General features: G+C 35.7%; 23 protein-coding genes. 15 read left to right on the top strand and 8 right to left on the bottom strand.

The window, feature by feature from the left end; translation table 11 throughout:
- The first annotated feature begins 164 nt into the window (after nucleotides 1-164).
- The 6 genes from recG to JM83_RS19560 all read left to right on the top strand — a co-directional run bounded on the left by recG (nucleotide 165) and on the right by JM83_RS19560 (nucleotide 6645).
- Nucleotides 165-2270 carry an ATP-dependent DNA helicase RecG gene (gene recG / locus JM83_RS14845; protein WP_144962928.1) on the top strand — a complete coding sequence of 702 codons (2106 nt, stop codon included), beginning with the start codon at nucleotides 165-167 and terminating at the stop codon, nucleotides 2268-2270.
- A gap of 191 nt (nucleotides 2271-2461) precedes the next feature.
- Nucleotides 2462-2665 carry a hypothetical protein gene (locus tag JM83_RS14840; RefSeq protein WP_144962927.1) on the top strand — a complete coding sequence of 68 codons (204 nt, stop codon included), beginning with the start codon at nucleotides 2462-2464 and terminating at the stop codon, nucleotides 2663-2665.
- On the top strand, nucleotides 2665-3177 hold the full coding sequence (locus JM83_RS14835; protein WP_144962926.1) for a tetratricopeptide repeat protein: 513 nt from the start codon (nucleotides 2665-2667) through the stop codon (nucleotides 3175-3177). Before JM83_RS14840 ends, JM83_RS14835 begins: the two co-directional genes overlap by 1 nt.
- 141 nt (nucleotides 3178-3318) lie before the next feature.
- Nucleotides 3319-5745 (top strand): phenylalanine--tRNA ligase subunit beta, encoded by a 2427-nt coding sequence (gene pheT / locus JM83_RS14830; RefSeq protein WP_144962925.1) that lies wholly within the window; start codon nucleotides 3319-3321, stop codon nucleotides 5743-5745.
- Between the two features lie 441 nt (nucleotides 5746-6186).
- Complete coding sequence (locus tag JM83_RS19565) at nucleotides 6187-6354, top strand: Arm DNA-binding domain-containing protein (RefSeq protein WP_261376495.1); 168 nt, start codon at nucleotides 6187-6189, stop codon at nucleotides 6352-6354.
- Nucleotides 6355-6378: 24 nt separating this feature from the next.
- Nucleotides 6379-6645, top strand: coding sequence for a phage integrase SAM-like domain-containing protein (locus tag JM83_RS19560; protein WP_261376494.1), 267 nt, complete (start codon nucleotides 6379-6381; stop codon nucleotides 6643-6645).
- Here JM83_RS19560 and JM83_RS14820 read toward each other — a convergent pair.
- The 3 genes from JM83_RS14820 to JM83_RS14810 form a co-directional block, all read right to left on the bottom strand.
- Nucleotides 6611-7318 carry a transposase gene (locus JM83_RS14820; RefSeq protein WP_144962924.1) on the bottom strand — a complete coding sequence of 236 codons (708 nt, stop codon included), beginning with the start codon at nucleotides 7316-7318 and terminating at the stop codon, nucleotides 6611-6613. The two genes, JM83_RS19560 and JM83_RS14820, sit on opposite strands and share 35 nt — an antisense overlap.
- 230 nt (nucleotides 7319-7548) lie before the next feature.
- On the bottom strand, nucleotides 7549-8883 hold the full coding sequence (locus tag JM83_RS14815; RefSeq protein ID WP_144962923.1) for an MFS transporter: 1335 nt from the start codon (nucleotides 8881-8883) through the stop codon (nucleotides 7549-7551).
- A gap of 64 nt (nucleotides 8884-8947) precedes the next feature.
- Nucleotides 8948-9769, bottom strand: a complete 822-nt coding sequence (locus tag JM83_RS14810; RefSeq protein WP_144962922.1) for a M48 family metallopeptidase — start codon at nucleotides 9767-9769, stop codon at nucleotides 8948-8950.
- A gap of 178 nt (nucleotides 9770-9947) precedes the next feature.
- Here JM83_RS14810 and JM83_RS14805 point away from each other — a divergent pair, with 178 nt between their 5' ends.
- From JM83_RS14805 to lpdA, 5 genes are all read left to right on the top strand, one after another.
- Nucleotides 9948-10817 (top strand): alpha/beta hydrolase, encoded by an 870-nt coding sequence (locus JM83_RS14805; protein ID WP_144962921.1) that lies wholly within the window; start codon nucleotides 9948-9950, stop codon nucleotides 10815-10817.
- 26 nt (nucleotides 10818-10843) lie between these two features.
- On the top strand, nucleotides 10844-11347 hold the full coding sequence (msrB, locus tag JM83_RS14800) for a peptide-methionine (R)-S-oxide reductase MsrB (protein WP_144962920.1): 504 nt from the start codon (nucleotides 10844-10846) through the stop codon (nucleotides 11345-11347).
- Between the two features lie 11 nt (nucleotides 11348-11358).
- Complete coding sequence (gene msrB, locus JM83_RS14795) at nucleotides 11359-11757, top strand: peptide-methionine (R)-S-oxide reductase MsrB (RefSeq protein WP_144962919.1); 399 nt, start codon at nucleotides 11359-11361, stop codon at nucleotides 11755-11757.
- 16 nt (nucleotides 11758-11773) lie between these two features.
- Nucleotides 11774-12343 (top strand): collagen-like protein, encoded by a 570-nt coding sequence (locus tag JM83_RS14790; RefSeq protein ID WP_144962918.1) that lies wholly within the window; start codon nucleotides 11774-11776, stop codon nucleotides 12341-12343.
- A gap of 657 nt (nucleotides 12344-13000) precedes the next feature.
- Complete coding sequence (gene lpdA / locus JM83_RS14785) at nucleotides 13001-14392, top strand: dihydrolipoyl dehydrogenase (protein WP_144962917.1); 1392 nt, start codon at nucleotides 13001-13003, stop codon at nucleotides 14390-14392.
- A gap of 149 nt (nucleotides 14393-14541) precedes the next feature.
- On the opposite strand, the gene JM83_RS14780 is transcribed toward lpdA, so the two are convergent.
- The 3 genes from JM83_RS14780 to JM83_RS14770 are packed head-to-tail and all read right to left on the bottom strand — an operon-like array spanning nucleotide 14542 to nucleotide 16284.
- Nucleotides 14542-15264 (bottom strand): diphthine--ammonia ligase, encoded by a 723-nt coding sequence (locus tag JM83_RS14780; RefSeq protein ID WP_144962916.1) that lies wholly within the window; start codon nucleotides 15262-15264, stop codon nucleotides 14542-14544.
- Nucleotides 15265-15268: 4 nt separating this feature from the next.
- Nucleotides 15269-15688: a type II 3-dehydroquinate dehydratase gene (gene aroQ / locus JM83_RS14775; RefSeq protein WP_144962915.1), complete on the bottom strand. Its 420-nt coding sequence runs from the start codon at nucleotides 15686-15688 to the stop codon at nucleotides 15269-15271.
- Between the two features lie 32 nt (nucleotides 15689-15720).
- Nucleotides 15721-16284 (bottom strand): outer membrane beta-barrel protein, encoded by a 564-nt coding sequence (locus JM83_RS14770; protein WP_144962914.1) that lies wholly within the window; start codon nucleotides 16282-16284, stop codon nucleotides 15721-15723.
- Nucleotides 16285-16784: 500 nt separating this feature from the next.
- Between JM83_RS14770 and JM83_RS14765 the strand changes: the two genes are divergently transcribed.
- From JM83_RS14765 to purB, 4 genes are all read left to right on the top strand, one after another.
- On the top strand, nucleotides 16785-17357 hold the full coding sequence (locus tag JM83_RS14765) for a hypothetical protein (protein WP_144962913.1): 573 nt from the start codon (nucleotides 16785-16787) through the stop codon (nucleotides 17355-17357).
- Nucleotides 17358-17362: 5 nt separating this feature from the next.
- Nucleotides 17363-17644, top strand: a complete 282-nt coding sequence (locus tag JM83_RS14760) for a winged helix-turn-helix domain-containing protein (protein ID WP_144962912.1) — start codon at nucleotides 17363-17365, stop codon at nucleotides 17642-17644.
- 51 nt (nucleotides 17645-17695) lie between these two features.
- Nucleotides 17696-18127, top strand: a complete 432-nt coding sequence (locus tag JM83_RS14755) for a hypothetical protein (protein WP_144962911.1) — start codon at nucleotides 17696-17698, stop codon at nucleotides 18125-18127.
- A gap of 180 nt (nucleotides 18128-18307) precedes the next feature.
- Entirely contained in the window at nucleotides 18308-19645 is a 1338-nt protein-coding gene (gene purB / locus JM83_RS14750) for an adenylosuccinate lyase (protein WP_186435010.1), read from the top strand.
- A gap of 70 nt (nucleotides 19646-19715) precedes the next feature.
- On the opposite strand, the gene JM83_RS14745 is transcribed toward purB, so the two are convergent.
- Both JM83_RS14745 and JM83_RS14740 read right to left on the bottom strand, forming a co-directional pair.
- Entirely contained in the window at nucleotides 19716-20261 is a 546-nt protein-coding gene (locus JM83_RS14745) for a DUF4252 domain-containing protein (RefSeq protein WP_144962909.1), read from the bottom strand.
- Nucleotides 20262-20264: 3 nt separating this feature from the next.
- On the bottom strand, nucleotides 20265-20798 hold the full coding sequence (locus tag JM83_RS14740) for a DUF4252 domain-containing protein (protein WP_144962908.1): 534 nt from the start codon (nucleotides 20796-20798) through the stop codon (nucleotides 20265-20267).

Below are 20798 nucleotides of genomic sequence, written 5' to 3'. Positions count from 1 at the left end.
CAAAATACAAAATCCATTTATTATATTAGAAATCTTCCCATTAGAATCTAAGCAAGTTTTCATAATACAATAAAGTTCTTTAAATAGGTTTCAGGTTCCAGTAAAACCCCGCAGAATTAAACCTTGAATGCGGGATTAAAAAAGGAATTTAATATCTTCGTTTCATGAATGCCAATTTGCTACAAACCCCCATCGATTATTTAAAAGGAGTTGGCCCCAACCGGGCAGAGCTGCTTCGCAAGGAACTTGGCATTCACACCTACCAAGATCTCATCAACTTCTTTCCCAATAGGTATTTGGATAAAACCACCTATTATAAAATCAACCAACTTCAGCAGAATTCCGCTGAAGTACAGGTTATAGGGAAAATTGTTGGTCTTAGGACCATAGAACAAAAAAGGGGGAAACGACTTGTTGCCGATTTTGTGAATGAAACCGGAAAAATGGAACTGGTTTGGTTTAGGGGTCAAAAATGGATTCGGGAAAACCTAAAGATCAACACTCCTTATGTAATCTTTGGAAAAACAAATTGGTTTAACGGGCTATTTAGCATGCCCCACCCAGAAATGGAATTACTGGAAGAACATGAAAAAAGTTTACGAACTGCAATGCAACCTGTATATCCTTCTTCAGAAAAACTCACCAATAAAGGAATTACAAATAGGGTGATCAATAAATTAATGCAACAATTATTTATTGAAACCAAAGGAAAATTTTATGACACCTTACCACAAAATATTCACGAAGATCTTAAATTAATTTCCAGGGCAGAAGCACTTTTTAATGTTCATTTCCCAAAGAGCCAGGAGCTATTATCCAGGGCACAATTTCGATTAAAATTCGAAGAATTATTTTATGTTCAGCTTCAACTTTTGGTTAAAAACATGCTCCATAAAAAAAGGATTAAGGGTTATGTTTTTGATACCATCGGGGATAATTTTGAAACCTTTTATAAAGAACATTTACCCTTTGAATTAACAGGTGCCCAAAAGAAGGTGATCAAGGAAATTAGGAGCGATCTTGGGAGTGGGGCACAAATGAATCGGCTTTTACAGGGAGATGTGGGCTCCGGAAAAACCATAGTAGCGCTCATGTCAATGTTAATAGCACTTGACAACGGATTCCAAGCTTGCTTAATGGCTCCTACTGAAATTTTGTCAGTACAACACTATTCTGATTTAGTTGAATTATGTAAAGAACTGAACACCAGTATAGAACTATTAACTGGCTCAACCAAAGCTTCAAAGAGGAGGGAAATTCATGAAAAACTTGAAAACGGGGAATTAGATATCCTTGTCGGCACTCACGCCCTGCTCGAAGATAAGGTAAAATTCAAAAATTTAGGCCTTGCAATTATAGATGAGCAACACCGGTTTGGAGTAGAACAACGATCTAAATTATGGAAAAAAAATGAGCTTCCTTCACACATTTTAGTGATGACTGCCACGCCAATTCCAAGAACCCTTGCGATGAGTTTATATGGCGATCTTGACGTCTCTGTTATAGATGAACTTCCCCCTGGAAGAAGGTCCATAAAAACAGTTCATAGATTCGATAGTAATCGTCTAAAAGTTTTTAGATTCATAAGAGATGAAATTGAAAAAGGGCGGCAAATTTATATCGTGTACCCATTAATTCAGGAGTCCGAAAAAATGGATTATAAAGATTTGATGGATGGCTACGAAAGTATCTCAAGGGAATTTCCAATGCCCAAATATCAGATCTCCATTGTGCATGGGCAAATGAAACCTGCCGACAAGAATTACGAAATGGATCGCTTTATAAATGGGGATACTCAAATAATGGTGGCTACCACCGTAATAGAAGTTGGTGTGAACGTGCCTAATGCGAGTGTGATGATAATAGAAAGCGCCGAGCGCTTTGGGCTTTCTCAACTGCATCAACTTCGTGGGCGCGTGGGACGAGGTGCAGAGCAGAGTTATTGCATACTGATGTCTGGACATAAACTTTCCGAGGACAGCAAAACCCGGCTTCAAACTATGGTGAGCACCAATGATGGCTTTGAATTGGCCGAAGTAGATTTAAAGCTCAGAGGTCCCGGTGACCTTATGGGAACCCAGCAAAGCGGAGTTCTAAATCTAAAGATCGCAGATATTGTAAAGGACAATCAGATCCTTAAGACTGCACGGGACTATGCTAAAAAATTATTAACTGAAGATCCAAACCTGGAACTGCCCGAACATAAAATGGTAAAATACACCTACCAACAAGTCACTAAGCACAAAAATATTTGGAATTATATAAGTTAAATCCTGCCAAACCCGTTCTTGTTTACTGATTATTAGTTATTTGAAAGTTATTTCGTAACTTTAAGCCCTTGCGCAACTCCTAAAAAGGCATTCGCCATTCCTATTCTAATTAATTTTAAGATCCTCAATCTTAAGTTTTGAATTCAATATTCCTCCCAAAAATATTTTAATACTAACATTAAATTAAAATTATGAGAGCACATTTAAACCTTAAGGGGTTTATAGGCGTATTGCTTATAAGCCTGGGTCCATTAGTTCTAGGACAAGAAAAATCTGAACCAAATTTATCAGATAAGTTACATACAGAATACAAGGCAAATGGTATAGACCAGAGCCTTAACATGTATGATAAATTAAATGACGACAAAAGTTATAACGGTTTTGAAGAACCTTAATGCTGGAAGACCAGGATCTGGATGCTGCAAAAAAAGTATTTGAAGCTCAAATTGCAGAATATAGCAAAGAAGCTAATCCTTACGATTCCTATGCAGATCTTTTGTTAGAAATGGGAAATAAGGAAGAAGCTAAAAAAAACCTGAAAAAGTCTGTTGAACTAGCAGAAAAAGGAACTACAGATCTTGATGAGCAAATTTTCAATCAGGGAAACAATCCTGTTGGAAAAAGAATAGTAGTTTATGATGCCATGGAAGATAGATATGATATGGCTTTTATCAACCCTACAGATCCTCTAGGAATAAATGTTTCATATATAAAAGTTAAGGACCTTGGCAACAACAAGGTCGAGTTAATGGAAACTTATGTAGATAGAAAAGGGAAGGATCGTAAAGTACGTCACGAGGTCATGAAGAATTCCAATAATTCCATAGAATGGGTAGTGTTTCAGCAAGAAGATGGCTCAGATAAATGGGGAAAAGCAACTGTACAGAACTATAATAAATCTATGTAAGCTCAGGAATCCAAATTGACAATTCTAATGGAGGCAATTTTGTCTCCATTATTTTTTGCCATAAAACCCGTTAAAAAACAATTTTGTAATTATGCCAATACCTTTGGTAATAGTATCTTTGCAGCTTGAAAAACCTATTCGATGAAAATTTCATATAACTGGCTTAAACAATTTATTAAACTTCCTAAGAACCCTGAAGAAACAGGATATTTACTTACAGACCTAGGTTTGGAAGTAGAAGGAATTAGCAGTTTCCAAAGTATCAAGGGAGGATTGGAAGGTATTGTGACAGGGCATGTGGTGAGTTGTCTTCCCCATCCTAACGCAGATAGATTACAACTTTGTAAAATAGATGTTGGGAATGGAGAAGCCTTGCAAATAGTATGTGGCGCACCAAATATTGAGGCGGGTCAAAATGTACCGGTTGCAACCATTGGGACGACGTTATATGATGATAAAGGTGAAGCTTGGGAGATCAAGAAAGGGAAAATTAGAGGAGAAGCCAGTTACGGAATGGTTTGTTCTGAGAGTGAACTAGGGCTAGGTAGCAGTCACGATGGAATCATGGTTTTAAAAGAAGACCTAAAACCTGGTATACCAGTAACAAAGATCTTCGAAATAGAAAATGATCAAGTTTTTGAAATAGGACTCACTCCAAACCGAGCCGATGCTATGAGCCACTGGGGTGTGGCACGAGATTTAAAAGCGGGTTACCAACAGCAGGATCTAAGTCTGGAATTGATCACCCCTTCGGTGAGTGGTTTTCATGTAGACAATAGAAGTTTAAAAATTCCAATAAATGTAGAAGATTCCCATTTAGCACCCAGGTATTGTGGTGTTACAATGTCCGGTATTCAAGTAGATGAATCTCCGGAATGGCTTCAAAATAGGCTAAAAGCTATAGGAATTAACCCTAAGAATAATATTATAGATGCCACAAATTATGTAATGCACGAGCTAGGACAGCCGTTACATGCTTTTGATGCCGATAAGATCACCGGAAAAGAAATCCATGTTAAGACCTTAAAAACAGGAACAAAATTCATCACATTAGATGAAGTTGAAAGGGAACTTCATGAAGAAGATTTAATGATTTGTGATACAGAAAAGCCTTTGTGCATAGCGGGTGTTTTTGGAGGGATAAATAGTGGGATTTCAGAAAATACGAGCAAATTATTTATAGAAAGCGCCTATTTTAATCCTGTAAGCGTACGAAAGTCAGCTAAACGACACGGATTGAATACAGACGCCTCTTTTAGATTTGAGCGGGGGATAGATCCCAGCATCACCGAGTATGCGTTAAAACGTGTGGCCATATTAATTAAAGGAATTGCCGGTGGTGAAATCACCAGCGAGATAGATGATCTTTATTTTAAAAAGTTTGAGGATTTTCAAGTGTTTCTAACTTTTGAAAAAGTGAATAAATTAATAGGACAAAATTTAGCTGAAGAGACTATCAAATCTATATTGGCATCCCTGGAAATTCGCGTAAACAATGTAACCGAAACAGGAATGGGCCTTACCATTCCTTCTTACAGGGTAGATGTGCAAAGGCAATCTGATGTTATTGAAGAGATCCTACGAGTGTATGGATACAACAATATCGAATCTGGGACCAAGTTGAATGCCTCTATAGCAAATTCAGGGAAATTTGAGGATTACAAGCTTCAAAATATAATTGCCAATCAGTTGGTTGGTCAAGGTTTCTTTGAAACTATGGCGAATTCTTTAACCACGCCCAATTATATAAAATTATCTGAGCAGTTAAAAGAAGAACAAAATGTGGCAATGCTTAATCCGTTAAGTCAGGACCTTTCAGTTATGAGACAATCCTTACTTTTCTCTGGATTAGAAGCGGTGAATTACAACATCAATAGAAAACAGGCAGATTTAAAGTTATTTGAATTTGGCAAAACCTATCATAATTATGAAAGCGGAAGAATTGAGAACAAGCACCTTAGTCTTTTTGTTACGGGGAACAAGTTTTCTGAGAGTTGGATAACAGGTACAAGCAACGGAAATTTCTTTTATACAAAAGGAACTATCGAACGTATTCTGGAAAGGCTCGGGATCAATTCGATTAAAACAGGTGAGGTGAAATCTGATATTTTTTCTGAAGGAATTTCTATAAGCTCAGGGAAAACGAAATTGGTGGAATTTGGAGTGGTCAAGAAATCCATACTTAAACATTTCGGGATTCAACAGGAGGTCTTATTTGCAGATTTTAACTGGGACCTGGTACAAGAAACCGCAAAAAACCAGAAAACAAAATTCAATGCCATTCCCAAATTTCCTGCCATTCGTAGGGATTTTGCGTTGTTGATTGACAATTCTGTCAACTATAAACAAATTGAAGATATTGCCAAGCAAACAGAAAAACGTTTATTACAATCGGTGAATTTGTTTGATGTGTATCAGGGAGATCATCTACCAGAAGGCAAAAAAAGTTATGCGGTAAGTTTTAAATTTCAGGATGAAAACAATACGCTTACAGATAAGCAAGTAGATAAGATCATGAATAAACTTCAACAACGCTTCGAGAAAGAATTACAAGCCGAGTTGAGATAAACTTCTACAATGATTTAATATATGAGCATCCATTTCTAAATTGAAATGGATGCTTTTTTTATTGATTAAACTTAGTTTCATTCATTATTATAAAACTAGGGCATACCCTTTTTTACCAGAATTTTTTTGAAAGTCACATCGAGCGTAGTCGAGATGTTATTTTTTGACCCTTCGACTCCACTTTTTGGGCGAGAGTTCACATCAAAAACCCCGAAATCCTAGGATTTACGGGGTTTTTCATTTTATATGATATCGTTTAATGGCATACAATATCATATAAAAGGGGACTAATACGGGACCCTTTATGAACACTACAAAAACGGTCCCTTTTAGCGGTTTAATACATTGATTTGCAGTGAATTGTAAAGGTTAAAGTTTTTTATAATAAGTTTTCTTTTTACTAAATTGAGAGAATAATTCGGGACTTAATTTAAACAAACTATGGAAACTTCAATTTATCTTCGATTTTACATTAAAAAAAGTAAGCTTAACAAGAAAGGCCTAACCCCAATTTTAATGAGGGTTACAATGGATAGTAAGCGTTCAGAAATCAACATTGGGCGCAGTGTAGATCCTGAAAAGTGGAAGATAAGGACAAATCCAAAATGACTTTAGAGGTCTTTAAGCAACACAATGAACAAATGGATAGGCTTTCCGGTAAAAGATATTTCTAAAAGCACGGCTAAGCGTTACTGGACATGTTACAATCATGTAGAGCAGTTTATCAACGAAAATTATAAGGCGGAAGATTACCGCATGAAGGATATCGACCACCAGTTTATCTCTAAATTTGAATACTTCCTTAAAACCAAAAGGGAATGCAATCATAATTCAGCATTGAAATATGTAAACAATTTTAAAAAGATCATTCGTATTGCATTGGCAAATAAACTGACATAGTACGCTCTTCCAGCGTTAACGATTCAATACTTTGATAAATGCCCTTTGCTTTATCTTGTTCGCTCAATGCTACGGCCCTGTTTGATTTAAGGGCCATTATAAAATCTGAATTGCAGTCTTGTGCGATACAGCTCATATTCTCTGACGATGAAAACCAGCTGTCTGCCAAAACATACTTAAAACCTATGTTGTGGTTTGCTTGTACCACCATGCGGCGCATCATTTCGTTCTTGGTTTCCTTGTTTTTAAAAGTAGGTTTCCTTTTTTTGTTTAAAACGGCTACATCTTTCTTTACAAACTCAACACCTACAGGGAGGCCAATATCATACTTGGGACTATAATAATAGGAACTCACAAAATTTACACCTTTAACGTTTTTACCGCTACAATGGTCGTAGTGCCAATTTATTAAAGGATTGGTTTTTGTGTGTTTTTTGGGCTCAATGGAATCGTCAATAATCAACAACCCTTCTGATGACCTAATTTCGTGAACCATAGCTTTAGTTTCCAACCACAAGGTTCTTGAGTCTATTTTACTGGATAGCAGCAACCGCGTTATTTGCTCATGACCAACACTATTACCCGTCATTAATGACAAACCGGTCGCTGTAATATAAGTCGGTGTAACCAACAAATAACCAGTATATAAGTCTAAAAGGTTATTAACATTCATAAATGGAATTTAATACTTTTGTGCGTAACATCAGTTAATAATAGCATTTTGATTATCCGTAAACTATGATAAACTTATAAAGACGCCATTCCGAACGCAGTGAAGAATCCCTTAACAAAGTAATTCAATACAAAAGTTGAGACCCTGAAATAAATTCAGCGTGACGAGATTACTATAATGACAAAAAACGGATAAACATTTCACAGTTAAGATTAATGACCCTGTAAGAGTTAACTAACTTTTACAGGGTCATTAACTTTTGGTACTCGCAACAACAAAAATACCCCAGTAACAAAAAACACGATTAAAAACAATATGGCATTTCGAACACTTCCTGTTAATTGCGCTACAATTCCGTACATCGACATCCCTATTACAATCCCAATCTTTTCAGAAACATCGTAAAAACTAAAATAACTTGCCGTATCCAACGTGTTCTCGGGAATCATTTTGGAATACGTAGAACGGGATAAGGCTTGAATTCCACCCATTACAAGGCCTACGGCTGCCGCAGCAACATAAAACTCCTGTGGGGTGATTATGAAATAGGCATAAATACATATAAGGATCCAGAAAATATTTAAATATATAAGGGTTTTAATATTTCCTATTTTTATGGCTATTCGGGATGTTAAGGTTGCTCCAGCAATAGCAACCAATTGTATCAATAAAATACTTACTATTAGACCAGTTGTTGTATCCTGCTCTCCCCAATCCAATTCTTCGATCCCAAAATAAGTTGCAATCAGCATAATGGTTTGAACCGCCATACTGTAGGTGAAAAATGCCAATAAATATCTACTCAATCTTACCTGATGCTTAAGTGCAAACCAGATTTTATTTATTTCTTTAAACCCATTAAAAAGAACGTTCCTTGTAAGCTTTTCCTTCTTATTCCCTTTGGGTAAATACTTGTAGGTATATTGGCTAAATCCAATCCACCAAACCCCTGTTAATACAAAGGATAATCTAGTAGGTAAACCTGGATCTTCAAATCCAAACCAATCGTATTTCATTATCAATATCAAACAAATGATCAATAGAATAACACTTCCAATATATCCCAAGGAAAAACCTTTCGCACTAATTTTATCTTGCTGCTCTGGAAAGGCGATATCTGGTAAATATGAATTATAAAACACCAAACTGGACCAGAAGCCAATAAGAGCGAAAAAATAGCACAATAGTCCAAACCAAAGGAAATCCAGGCTAAACCAAAAAAGTCCAATACAAGATACAGCTCCCAAATAGCAGAAAAACTTCAAAAAGGACTTTTTATTCCCTACATAATCTGAGATCCCAGATAAAAAAGGACTGAAAATAGAAACCACCAAAAAGGCCAAAGCAGTAACATAACTAATCAGGGAATCGTTATTGAAATTAAATCCCATAAATCTTATGGTATCGTCTACGATTTTACCATTGCTATCTTTTACGATGGTGATAGCACCATAAAATATGGGAAAGATTGCGGAAGCGATCACCAAACTGTAAACAGAGTTGGCCCAATCATAAAATGCCCAAGCATTTAATAATTTCTTACTTCCTTTAGGAGGATATTTCATTTTTTAAAAATAAAAAAAAAGCCGCTCTAAGAGAACGGCTTTCAAAAAAGTTATAATAAAGATCCTATTTAAACGAAGTTACTCCATATTTTTTTGCTTCCGCCCTAGCTTCTGGAGCCCATTTAGTAAGATTGTTAATCCTGGTTTGAGAGGATGGGTGGGTACTTAAAAATTCTGGTGGAGCTTTACCATCACTCTGTGCGGCCATTCTTCTCCATAAATCTGCAGCTTCATCTGGGTTATATCCTGCAATAGCCATCAATGTTAATCCAATTCTATCTGCTTCCGTTTCATTGCTTCTGCTAAACGGCAACATTACCCCCACTTGCGAACCTAATCCGTAAGCTTGCGCAAAAATTTGCTGGGTTTGTTGGCTTCTTCCACTTACTGCTACACTACCAGCAACTGCACCCAATTGTTGTAATTGTGCGGCACTCATACGTTGTGCGCCATGATCTGCCAAAGCATGTGCAACCTCATGAGCCATTACTACGGCCAAGCCGGTTTCATCTCCAGCTACTGGTAAAATACCCGTATAGGCTACTACCTTTCCTCCTGGCATCGCCCAAGCGTTCACAGCCTCATCATCTACTAAATTAAATTCCCAAGCAAAATCCTTTAAATATCCTTGGTATCCATTCGCATTTAAATATCTCTCGGATGCAGTTACTATTTTCTGACCTACATTTTTTACCATATTTGCTTCAGAAGTTCCGGTAACTACCTTGTTTTCAGATAAAAACTGATCGTACTGCGCAAATGCGGCAGGAAAAATTTGTTCGTTGGATACAAAATTCAAATTCTTTTTTCCAGTAAAGGGGTTGGTTTTACAACCAAGCATTACCATCACAGCAAAAACTGCTATAAATAAATTTTTAATTCTCATGATTTTTGGTTTTAGGTTGATAAAAATACAAAACAACAGTCTCAATTAAAGAAGGTTTATGTTTGCTTTAACAATTACATATTTTCAAAAATGATACCATTAATAAAATCACCTCCTTTATTCATTCTAAATTTTAGATCCCTAAATTTTAATTAACTTCGCTTTCCCAATTAATTTTATGTCTCAAACAATAGAAAAAAAGAAACCGGTGCAAGTTTTACTCGCACCGAAATACCTTTTGGTAACTGGTAAGGTTTTAACTGCCATCTCACCATTTATAGCAAGCCGTTTTGCAGCAAGGCTTTTCCTAACTCCGTTTAAATATAAATTACCTGAAAGGGAAAAAGAAATGGATCTAAACTCCATTAAAGAAACTATCACCGTTCCTTCCATAAATAGGGATATTGTAGTATATCATTATGGGGAATCCAAAAATAAAATTTTGTTGATTCATGGCTGGAGCGGTACTGGGACGCAAATGGCAGCTATCGCCAAAGAGCTTGTTCAAAAAGGGTTTAGTACCGTAAGTTTCGATGCCCCGGCCCATGGAAATGCACCAGGAAAAATTAGCATGATGCCCTTTTTTATTGAATCTATCCATCACCTAGATAAATTATATGGGCCTTTTCATGCCGGCATAGGTCATTCATTGGGCGGTATGTCCATTTTAAGAGCAGTAAAAAATGGCATTTCCCTAAACAAATTGATAATTATAGGGACAGCCAACAGCGTTACCCATATTACAAAGGACTTTGCAAAAAATATGCAGCTGAATGAAAAAGTGGCTATAAAAATGAAAGCCTATTTCGATTCAAAATTCGGGGAGGATATGGATAATTATTCCGGGGCATTTTCTGCGGAAGCAGTAAAAATACCTACATTGGTGATCCATGATGAAGACGATGTAGATGTCCATGTGAGTTCTGCTCACGAAATAGCCAACAATCTAAGCAAGAGTCAGTTATATATCACCCAAGGATTAGGACACCGAAAGATTTTAGGGGATCCTGAAGTAATTAACAAAATAACAACATTCATAGCGGTATAATCTTTGTAGTTTTAACAATAAAAAACATGAAAAATCTATTTTTTGCATTTTTAGCAATTGTAGCTGTTAGCTGTAATAGCAGTGCTCAAAAAAACAAATCTGAAGCAAATTCAAAAAAAGATGTAGCTGCTACTTTTGAAGTATCAAAAACAGATGCTGAATGGAAAGGGATTTTAACTCCTGCACAATACCACATATTGAGGGAAGCAGGGACAGAAAGGCCTTTTTCCAGCGAATTGAACGATATTAAAAAGCCAGGAACATTCGTATGTGCTGCCGATGGTACTGAATTGTATAAAACAGCACATAAATTTGATAGCGGAACGGGATGGCCAAGTTTTGATAGAGCCATCGAAGGCGGAATTGCCATGGGATCGGATGCCAAATTGGGCTACTCCAGAGATGAAATTCATTGTGCAACTTGTGGAGGGCATTTAGGGCATTTATTCAATGATGGCCCACAGGGAACCACCGGAAAAAGACATTGCATCAACGGAGATGCGATGAAGTTTATTCCTGAAACAAAATAAGAATATTTAAAATGAAAAAGTATACTATAGAAAAATCGGAAGAAGAATGGAAGCAAGAACTTTCTGAAGAACAATACAGGGTGCTTAGGCAGAAAGGAACCGAAACTCCAAATTCCGGGAAATACAATCTTCATTTCGAGCATGGGGAATATCAATGTGCGGCCTGCAAAACAAAACTCTTTGAAAGCAACCATAAATTTGAAAGCGGTTGCGGATGGCCAAGTTTCGATGATGCCATAGAAGGAACTATAGAATATGTGCAGGACAAAACATTTGGAATGCTAAGAACAGAGGTTCTTTGCGCCAATTGTGGAAGTCATTTAGGTCATGTATTTAATGATGGCCCTACCCCCACGGGTCAAAGATTTTGTGTAAATTCAGCAAGTATAGATTTTAATAAAAAACCATAACCTTAAAAATCAAATTATGAAAAAATCAGCTACTCTTATTATATGTGCTTTTTTTGCACTCGTCTCGTGTTCCGATGATAGCGTACAAGGACCTCCTGGACCTCCTGGGCCCTCTGGAGAAAATGGTTTTATTGGAACCGCAATTGATTTGACTGGAGATTTTACAGCTGCTAATTCCTATACACTTGAATTATTTTTTAATGATCCTGAAATAAATTTAGAGGTACTTGAATCGGATGCTGTATTAGTATACGTAAAAGCCTCCGATGGGGAAGACTCTAACGGAAATCCCGTTGAAATATATAATCCTCTACCTCAAACATACTTCTTAAGCAATAAAACTGTTCAATATAATTTTGACTTCACTTACGAAGATGTATATATATTTATAGACGGGATCAATACAGATGGTACACCCTTAGATTTCGCTGCATTAGCTCCAGCTTTTAGATTGAATCAAAAATTCAGGATTATTGTTTTACCAGCAAATTTCGCTCAGACTAGGCAACAGTTAGATTTAAATAATATGAATGCCGTAATGAAGGCATTGAATATTAGGGAAGCAGATGTTATTAAAGCAAATTAGGCTCTCCTATAATAGGATATATTTTCTATGGCTCTTTCTAACTGAAAGAGCCATTTTTAATCCCTCATTGAGGGTTTAATTCCTCGATGCTTGCCTCGCAATTTTTAAAAATATTTTCCAAAACATACCTCGCGGGCTTGCCCCAAGATTCTTGATTTTACTGTATAACCGCTTTTGTCCCTATTACTGTTTTTTTAACCAGCAACTTCTATTTTTTTATCATGCTGAACGTGTTTCGGCATCTAATTAAGTATAGAGGAGAACCTAAAACTCCCGCTGCGAACAATATTTTCAAAATTTTATTCTAAGAAAATGGATATACATTTATTATTAATCAGTAGTGTCCGGTAAAAAAATCCTAAATTTGGGTGAGCCTGGAAACAACGCAGATTTAGACGGTTTTCAATAGTTGGGGCTTACTATTGCCGCACAGAATTATTTTTTCTGTTTGAAGAACCAGTACAGATCAAAACATTCATTTTTCACATAGTTAAAATCCAGTCTTTGTTCTTGTTTCTTTGAGCAAAGCGGTCTTTAATCTTTAACCAGACGTCAATGATTATTAATATTTAAAATTTCACTAATTCCAATCCTTTCAATTTAGGCTTAGATTCCTTAAATTCGCTACTTCTAAAAATGTCATAAAAATTTCGAAATATGAGTAAATACGATATCATTGTTCTAGGAAGTGGCCCAGGAGGTTACGTTACCGCAATTCGCGCTTCACAACTTGGTTTTAAAACCGCAATCATCGAAAAGGAAAGCCTTGGGGGGGTATGCTTAAATTGGGGGTGTATTCCAACAAAAGCATTGCTTAAAAGTGCTCAGGTATTCGATTATTTAAAACATGCCGAGGACTACGGACTTAGCCTTGAAAAACCCGATAAAGATTTTAGTGCTGTAGTAAAACGCAGTAGGGATGTGGCCGATAGTATGAGCAAAGGAGTTCAGTTCTTAATGAAGAAGAACAAAATTGATGTTATTGAAGGTTTTGGAAAACTTAAAGTTGGAAAAAAAGTTCAGGTTACAGATAAGGATAATAAGACCAAAGACGTTGAAGCAGACCATATAATCGTGGCAACCGGCGCCAGATCCAGGGAATTGCCAAATCTTAAACAAGATGGTAAAAAAGTAATTGGGTATCGAGAAGCAATGACTTTAAAGACACAACCAAAATCCATGATCGTGGTGGGTTCTGGAGCAATTGGAGTTGAATTTGCCCATTTTTACAATGCCATGGGCACAGAAGTGACTTTGGTGGAATTCCTTCCCAATTTAGTGCCTTTGGAAGACGAAGAAATATCCAAACAGTTTGAAAGAAGTGTAAAGAAAGCCGGAATCAAGGTAATGACGAATTCTTCTGTAGAGAGTGTGGATACTTCAGGAAAAATAATAAAAGCCAAAGTTAAGACCAAAAAAGGCGAAGAAACTTTAGAAGCAGAGATCGTACTTTCCGCAGTTGGTATAAAAACCAATATTGAAAATATAGGTTTGGAAGAACTGGGCATTAAGACCGATAGAGATAAAATCGTTGTAAACGAGTGGTACCAAACAAACGTTGCAGGAATTTATGCGATTGGAGACGTCGTGGATGGTCCAGCACTGGCGCACGTAGCATCTGCAGAAGGTATTACTTGTGTAGAAAAGATCGCAGGAGTTCATGTGGAAGCGATAGACTATGGAAACATTCCCGGATGTACCTATGCTACTCCAGAAATTGCGTCGGTGGGAATGACTGAAAAGCAAGCTAAAGAAGCTGGATATGAGTTGAAGATTGGGAAGTTCCCTTTTTCAGCTTCAGGAAAAGCGAAAGCTGCAGGAACTCCAGATGGGTTCGTAAAAGTGATTTTCGATGCCAAATATGGCGAATGGCTAGGTTGCCATATGATAGGTGCCGGAGTAACCGATATGATCGCGGAAGCAGTTCTAGGAAGAAAATTGGAAACTACAGGACATGAAGTTTTAAAAACTATTCACCCACATCCAACTATGAGTGAAGCAGTGATGGAAGCTGTTGCCGCAGCTTACGATGAAGTGATCCATTTATAAAACTATTTTTATATTATATTCTAATAATAATATTTAAAATGTAACATCCAGCGTAGTCGAGATGTTTTTGAACCTTCGACCAAGCTATCTAATTAGCATCATTATATAGGTTACAACAAAAAGCTCCGTAATATCGGAGCTTTTTTATTTTATTTCGGGAGGAGATCACAATACCAAAAAGCGGTATCCCAAGATTGGACATTGTTTTTAAAACAATCATTATCGGTTTTATAAGGCGTATATTTTCTTTCGATAATTTCTCCTACTTCAAATCCTACAGGCTCTTTAAAATTAGGCCCATCATACACAAAAGTATGAAATTCTCCATGCTCTCCACAAGGATCAACACTTTCTGGCAAGCTCTCTATAAATCCCAAATCAATTTCCCTTCCACAGAAAGATTTATCCAATACTTTTGCATTTACACAAACTGTAATGGCTTTAAACCCAAGGTTGATAAATTTGAGGATTAATTCCTTTGTATCTTTTTTCCATAATGGAAAAACAGTCTTGATTCCAATATTGTTCAATTGATCTTCTCTATACTTTCTAAGATCTTCCAAAAATATATCCCCAAATATAGCATTTGAATAACCTTCCGTTTTCAATTGGTTAACAATACTAATCATGACAGCATTATATTCCTTCATAGAAACCGTGCCATTCAACGCTATTAGCTGTAACGGTATTTCAAGACTAGCTGCCTGACGTTTCAACAATTCAATTCGAAGACCATGCATGGAAACCCGATCTACTTCAGAATTTACGGTAGTCACCAATTTTTCAACTTTATAGGCTTCACTATCCTGAATTTTGTACAAAGCTAAAGCCGAGTCCTTACCGCTACTCCAATTTAAATAGGATTTAGACATCGAATTACTTTTTTACAAAACTCGAGATCGCCAAATCGTAACTTTGCAAACCAAAGCCTATTATTACTCCTTTGGCCTGGGGGGAGATAAACGATTTATGCCGAAATTTTTCTCTTGAAAATGTGTTGGAAATATGAACCTCGACTACAGGAGTGGAAATTGCTTTAATTGCATCCCCAATACCTATAGAAGTATGTGTATAGGCTGCGGCATTTAATATAATACCATCAAATTCCTTATCGGCTTTTTGGATCTCATCTATGAGCTCCCCTTCTATGTTGCTCTGGAAATGGGACAATTCCACATCCCTAAACTGAAATTGCAACTTGGAAAAGTAATCTTCAAAACTCTTGTCTCCGTAAGTATCTGGTTCGCGAGTGCCCAACAAATTAAGATTGGGACCATTAATAATTATTAATTTCATAAAATATTTTTATAATAATCTCTAAGATCAGCTTACCATAATCTGTCTACAGGACTTAACCTATAACCAATACCGATCATTATATTGTTAAATTTAAAATCCTGGGAAGGCTGTCCAAGAAAATCATCCACTTTTCTCCTACTCACCTCATACGTATATCTTCCTTGGATAAAAATAGATTTGGTAATATCCATTCCCAAACCTGCTCCCAGTTCCCACCCAAATTGATCTTTGGTTCCCGTGTTGCTTCCCAACAAATAAGTGACCTGTGTTCCTGCTTGCACATTAAAACCCCTATCCCCTATTTGATATTTGAGCATGAGGGGCAAATAAACAATATTGAAATCATTTACATATGCAAAATTTGCAGCAGGTTGTAAATGAAATTTTTCGGTAATGTAGATATCCACAAAGGTACCTGCATATACGCCAGAACCGTAATCGTTCCATTTGGCATTATCTTTTTCTCCATTTACCTCGGCATACACATACCCGCCAATAAACCCAACCTTGGTATCCTTGGACCTTCTAGTTTGTGCATCCGCAATTGAGGAAGAAACTAGGATTATTAAAATGAATAGAGCTATTCTTGACATACCGCTGTTTTTAGAATCGAAAACCTCGGGGCACCAAACCCTCAACGAGGGAATAAAAGTACCAAAAATATCAATTTTGTACCTAATAAAATTGAAGCAATAAAAAAGTGGAAAATAACTTCCGCTTTATAGTCATTGAGTTAAAAAAATTGGAACATATACCCAACAGATAGTTGAATAAAAGAGTTCTGTGATTTTTCATTACCAAATTCTTCTGGAATCCAATACCAACTAAACCTGAAAAAACCTGTTAGCTACAAGGCGATGACTGAAAATTCACGTTTTCAAAAGCCCAACGCTCGAGACAGGCACATTTGTTTTTTTTCCGGCACTCAAGCCAAAACTAAAAAAACAAAAGAGCCTGTTGACAACGCACAATCCATACAAAAATTCACAATACATTTAGAAATGGTTTAAACTTTATTATCATTAAAATGAAATTTATTTTGTTTATAATATAAACTACTTTATATTTGTATGGTATTTAAAATTTCACAAAAATGAAAACAGATAAATTATCGCCTGAGAAAAGCTTTGAGTTGATTACTCAAATAATTACCCAAGCCAGAAATAAATTTGAAGAGAATGGATTTATTTATATATTTTGGGGAGGATTAATTGCTATAACCTCTGTAAGTCAATTTGTGCTTCTAAAAAATGGATATTATGATATTAATTGGTATCCCTATTTATTGATACCAGTCGGAGTAATTTATTCTACAATCTACTATTCAAAAAAGAAAGGGATAAGCAAGCAAAATTTGATTAGTAAAATAGTATCCGTACTGTGGATTGTTTTATCAATTAATATGATGATTTTAGGCTTTCTATTTTGGAATAATCTGAAAGAAAACTTAATACCCATCATTCTAATTTTACTGTCTATCGGAACAATAGTTTCAGGCTCATCTATGAAAAGCAAACTACTCCTCTACTCGGGTATTTTTATTGGTCTTTCAGCATTTTTAAGCTTTTACCTTGAATGGATTTATCAGTCTTTATTAATGGGAATTGTTTCTACGGTTGCCGTATTAATTCCAGGAATAATATTAATGGTTAAACATAAACGATAAAGAAAATGTTTAAAAATCTAAATCCATTATTGCATTCTCAATTGCGGTTAGCCATTATTTCTTATTTAGTGAGTAATGGTAAATCTGATTTTAATGAATTGAAAGAGATTACCAAAGCCACATCAGGAAATATTAGTGTTCAACTAAAGAAATTGGAAAAGGAAAAATATATAACTATAGCCAAAGGTTTTTTAAACAATTATCAACATACATCGATTGAAATTACAAATACAGGAATTGATGCTTTTGAAGAATATGTAAATGCTATTAAACAATATATTAAATAATTTTTTTGACTATTTTGTTGACAATATAAACTAATTTATAAATTTAATACTATGGAACGATTACTATTTATTTCACTATTATTTATTTCTTGCAATGGGAATATAAAAGGGTTTAACAAATCACAAATTATTAGTTATCAAACTCAGGTACAATCAATTCAACAAGACTCATTACTTGTAGGAATTCAAGAAAAAATTTATAATGCTTTTGTACAGAGTTTTATGGATGAAAACAATAATGATTTAAACTTGCTTCACGAAAAATTAGAAAATCTATATTCAACTAAAAAAAACAATATCATTTTGTATTGGAAATCATATTTGCAGTTTTACTCTTCAATTTACTATTTACAAAAAGGAGATAAAGAAACTGCTGAAAAAGAAGTTGGAAAAGGCATTGATTGGTTGGAAGAAATGAAAAATAAAAATTCTGAAGATTATGTTCTGTTGGCAATGCTTCAAGGCTTTCCTCAATTGCAATAAATGAGCACACAACTATGGGTAGTCAGAAATCGATAACAGACCTATTTCAAAACACCCAGCCCCTTCTATAATTAAAAATACTTTTTTAGTTTAAATTCCCTTTAAAAATATCTTTCGAACAGGCTTTCTGAAAATTGTTAAAGGCTTACCTTTGGGCTTAATTTTAAAAAGCTGTTTAGAATGACACCCTTAAGTGCAATTTCTCCTATAGATGGAAGATATCATCAGAAAACCAAAAACCTATCGGCATATTTTAGTGAGGAAGCCCTTATAAAATATAGAGTTCGAGTAGAAATTGAATATTTTATCTCTTTATGTGAATTGCCACTTCCTCAGTTAAAAGAAGTAAACACTTCTCTTTTTCCGAAGTTGCGCAATATTTATAAGAATTTCACATCTTTGGATGCTTCAGCTATAAAAGAAATTGAAAAGACCACGAATCATGATGTAAAGGCCGTAGAATATTTTATAAAAGACAAATTTGAAGATCTTTCTTTAAGTCAGTTTAAAGAATTTATCCATTTTGGCCTTACCTCACAAGACATAAACAATACCGCGGTTCCTTTAAGTTTAAAGGAAGCAATTGCTAATGAATATATTCCGGCACTTACCGAAATAATTGAAAAACTAGAAAACTTAAGTGCAGATTGGGCAAATATCCCTTTATTGGCACGAACTCATGGACAACCCGCTTCCCCTACCCGCTTAGGGAAAGAAATGGAAGTCTTTACTACTAGATTAAATGAACAATTATCCTATTTAAAAAACATCCCGAACGCGGCGAAATTTGGAGGTGCTACAGGAAACTACAATGCCCATAAAGTAGCTTATGGAACAATAGATTGGAAAAAATTTGGCTCTAGCTTTGTCCAAGATACTTTAGGCTTGCATCATTCTTTTCCAACTACTCAAATAGAGCATTACGACCATATGGCAGCATTGTTTGATGCCTTAAAACGCATCAATACAATAGTAATAGATCTAGATCGTGACTTTTGGACCTATGTTTCTATGGATTATTTCAAGCAAAGTATAAAAAAAGGAGAAGTAGGTTCTTCTGCAATGCCTCATAAAGTTAATCCTATAGATTTTGAAAACAGTGAAGGAAACCTTGGCATCGCAAATGCCATTTTCGAGCATTTATCATCAAAACTTCCTGTGAGCAGGTTACAAAGGGACCTTACAGACAGTACCGTTCTAAGAAATATTGGAGTGCCAATTGGGCATACCCTTATTGCATTTCAATCTACTTTGAAAGGATTGAACAAACTTCTTTTGAATGAAGACAAGATCAAACTCGATTTAGAAAATAACTGGGCTGTTGTTGCAGAAGCAATTCAAACTATTTTGAGACGAGAAGGATATCCTAATCCTTATGAAGCTCTTAAAGGTTTAACTAGGACCAACGCAGCTATTACCAAACAAAGTATGGGGGATTTCATTGAGACCCTTGAAGTATCCCAAGAGATCAAAAATGAATTAAAAGCCATTACTCCACAAAACTATACAGGTATTTAATATCTACTTAGAAAATTAAAAAAGCCCTTGAGGAAATTTCCTCAAGGGCTTTTTTTTATTATTAATCTGCTTATAGTTGATCCTTAGAAAACATTTTAGAAATTCCTTTTAAACCTTCCAAATCCAAATCTCCTTTTTGCATAGATCTTACCAACTGCAAAATATCTGATGGATTCATATTATCTCCTAAAACCCTGGCAATTCCCATTCCTTTTATTTTATCTTCCCCATAAACAATAATTTCATCTACGGCTTCTTCGCTACCCGTATAATACACCTCCATTTTAGAGTCGCCTCCACCGTATTTTATTAAAAGCTGATATTTCTCATCCTTTAAGATATTGGATATCTTGGTCTTTTCGGTTGCTATTTTAGCTTGGTTCTCTTCCTTCTTGGGTATCGCCAAAATATTGATCTTCTTAACGGTCTCCAAAGTTTTTTTCTGATCTTCAGTCAGCTTTTCAACATTTGCAAACAGGCTTGTAGGCACATCCACGGCAACAAACTCCTTGTCCCCTTGATTATCTACATAATATTCTTGTAAACTCTGATTACTATTACAAGACATCATAAGAACGACTGCACAAAAAAGACTTATATTTTTAAAAATCTTCATGATTTATATTTTAGATTTTTTATTGGCCTTCTTTAATTCTTCGGCACCTGGAACTTTTAAATCTGTAGCAAGCTTAGAAAGTTGAGTAAGATCTATATCGCCCGTAATACTAAGGATCATAGAAATTGGTTTTCCCTCTTTTTCTCCGTCCATGAACATGAACAGTTCGCTTACAAAGTTGTCGTTTCTCCCCGGTTTGGAATAAAACTTAATATTCTTCCCATCTTCATTCACCCTCATCAATTGCTCTAAGGAGCCGTTGCTTAGGTAGGAAGCAACATCAGACTGCATTTGGGATCGCACTCCCGGTGCAGCACTGGAAAACATCCTTATTTCCTTAAGATTTTCTATTAATTTGATGTATTGCTGCGCTTCAGGATCTGTGGAGCTTAAGTCTACTTTAGCCAATAACTTGAACATTTTACTGGTCATGATCATGGCATCTACTTCTTTCATGTTTTCATATTTCTCAAAACTCTGAGAATATCCTATTAATGAAACTAAACTTAAGGCAATAACTAAAATTGATTTTTTCAT

The organism is Gillisia sp. Hel_I_86 (assembly GCF_007827275.1).
Taxonomy (GTDB): domain Bacteria; phylum Bacteroidota; class Bacteroidia; order Flavobacteriales; family Flavobacteriaceae; genus Gillisia.
The sequence above is the reverse complement of the archived record's forward strand: the minus strand, read 5'-3'. Positions and strand labels throughout refer to the sequence as shown.

Excerpts from the sequence above, each read along its gene's own strand:
- recG (WP_144962928.1), top strand. The coding sequence starts at position 165 with ATGAATGCCAATTTGCTACAAACCCCCATCGATTATTTAAAAGGAGTT.
- JM83_RS14840 (WP_144962927.1), top strand. The coding sequence starts at position 2,462 with ATGAGAGCACATTTAAACCTTAAGGGGTTTATAGGCGTATTGCTTATA.
- JM83_RS14835 (WP_144962926.1), top strand. The coding sequence starts at position 2,665 with ATGCTGGAAGACCAGGATCTGGATGCTGCAAAAAAAGTATTTGAAGCT.
- pheT (WP_144962925.1), top strand. The coding sequence starts at position 3,319 with ATGAAAATTTCATATAACTGGCTTAAACAATTTATTAAACTTCCTAAG.
- JM83_RS19565 (WP_261376495.1), top strand. The coding sequence starts at position 6,187 with ATGGAAACTTCAATTTATCTTCGATTTTACATTAAAAAAAGTAAGCTT.
- JM83_RS19560 (WP_261376494.1), top strand. The coding sequence starts at position 6,379 with ATGAACAAATGGATAGGCTTTCCGGTAAAAGATATTTCTAAAAGCACG.
- JM83_RS14820 (WP_144962924.1), bottom strand. The coding sequence starts at position 7,318 with ATGAATGTTAATAACCTTTTAGACTTATATACTGGTTATTTGTTGGTT.
- JM83_RS14815 (WP_144962923.1), bottom strand. The coding sequence starts at position 8,883 with ATGAAATATCCTCCTAAAGGAAGTAAGAAATTATTAAATGCTTGGGCA.
- JM83_RS14810 (WP_144962922.1), bottom strand. The coding sequence starts at position 9,769 with ATGAGAATTAAAAATTTATTTATAGCAGTTTTTGCTGTGATGGTAATG.
- JM83_RS14805 (WP_144962921.1), top strand. The coding sequence starts at position 9,948 with ATGTCTCAAACAATAGAAAAAAAGAAACCGGTGCAAGTTTTACTCGCA.
- msrB (WP_144962920.1), top strand. The coding sequence starts at position 10,844 with ATGAAAAATCTATTTTTTGCATTTTTAGCAATTGTAGCTGTTAGCTGT.
- msrB (WP_144962919.1), top strand. The coding sequence starts at position 11,359 with ATGAAAAAGTATACTATAGAAAAATCGGAAGAAGAATGGAAGCAAGAA.
- JM83_RS14790 (WP_144962918.1), top strand. The coding sequence starts at position 11,774 with ATGAAAAAATCAGCTACTCTTATTATATGTGCTTTTTTTGCACTCGTC.
- lpdA (WP_144962917.1), top strand. The coding sequence starts at position 13,001 with ATGAGTAAATACGATATCATTGTTCTAGGAAGTGGCCCAGGAGGTTAC.
- JM83_RS14780 (WP_144962916.1), bottom strand. The coding sequence starts at position 15,264 with ATGTCTAAATCCTATTTAAATTGGAGTAGCGGTAAGGACTCGGCTTTA.
- aroQ (WP_144962915.1), bottom strand. The coding sequence starts at position 15,688 with ATGAAATTAATAATTATTAATGGTCCCAATCTTAATTTGTTGGGCACT.
- JM83_RS14770 (WP_144962914.1), bottom strand. The coding sequence starts at position 16,284 with ATGTCAAGAATAGCTCTATTCATTTTAATAATCCTAGTTTCTTCCTCA.
- JM83_RS14765 (WP_144962913.1), top strand. The coding sequence starts at position 16,785 with ATGAAAACAGATAAATTATCGCCTGAGAAAAGCTTTGAGTTGATTACT.
- JM83_RS14760 (WP_144962912.1), top strand. The coding sequence starts at position 17,363 with ATGTTTAAAAATCTAAATCCATTATTGCATTCTCAATTGCGGTTAGCC.
- JM83_RS14755 (WP_144962911.1), top strand. The coding sequence starts at position 17,696 with ATGGAACGATTACTATTTATTTCACTATTATTTATTTCTTGCAATGGG.
- purB (WP_186435010.1), top strand. The coding sequence starts at position 18,308 with ATGACACCCTTAAGTGCAATTTCTCCTATAGATGGAAGATATCATCAG.
- JM83_RS14745 (WP_144962909.1), bottom strand. The coding sequence starts at position 20,261 with ATGAAGATTTTTAAAAATATAAGTCTTTTTTGTGCAGTCGTTCTTATG.
- JM83_RS14740 (WP_144962908.1), bottom strand. The coding sequence starts at position 20,798 with ATGAAAAAATCAATTTTAGTTATTGCCTTAAGTTTAGTTTCATTAATA.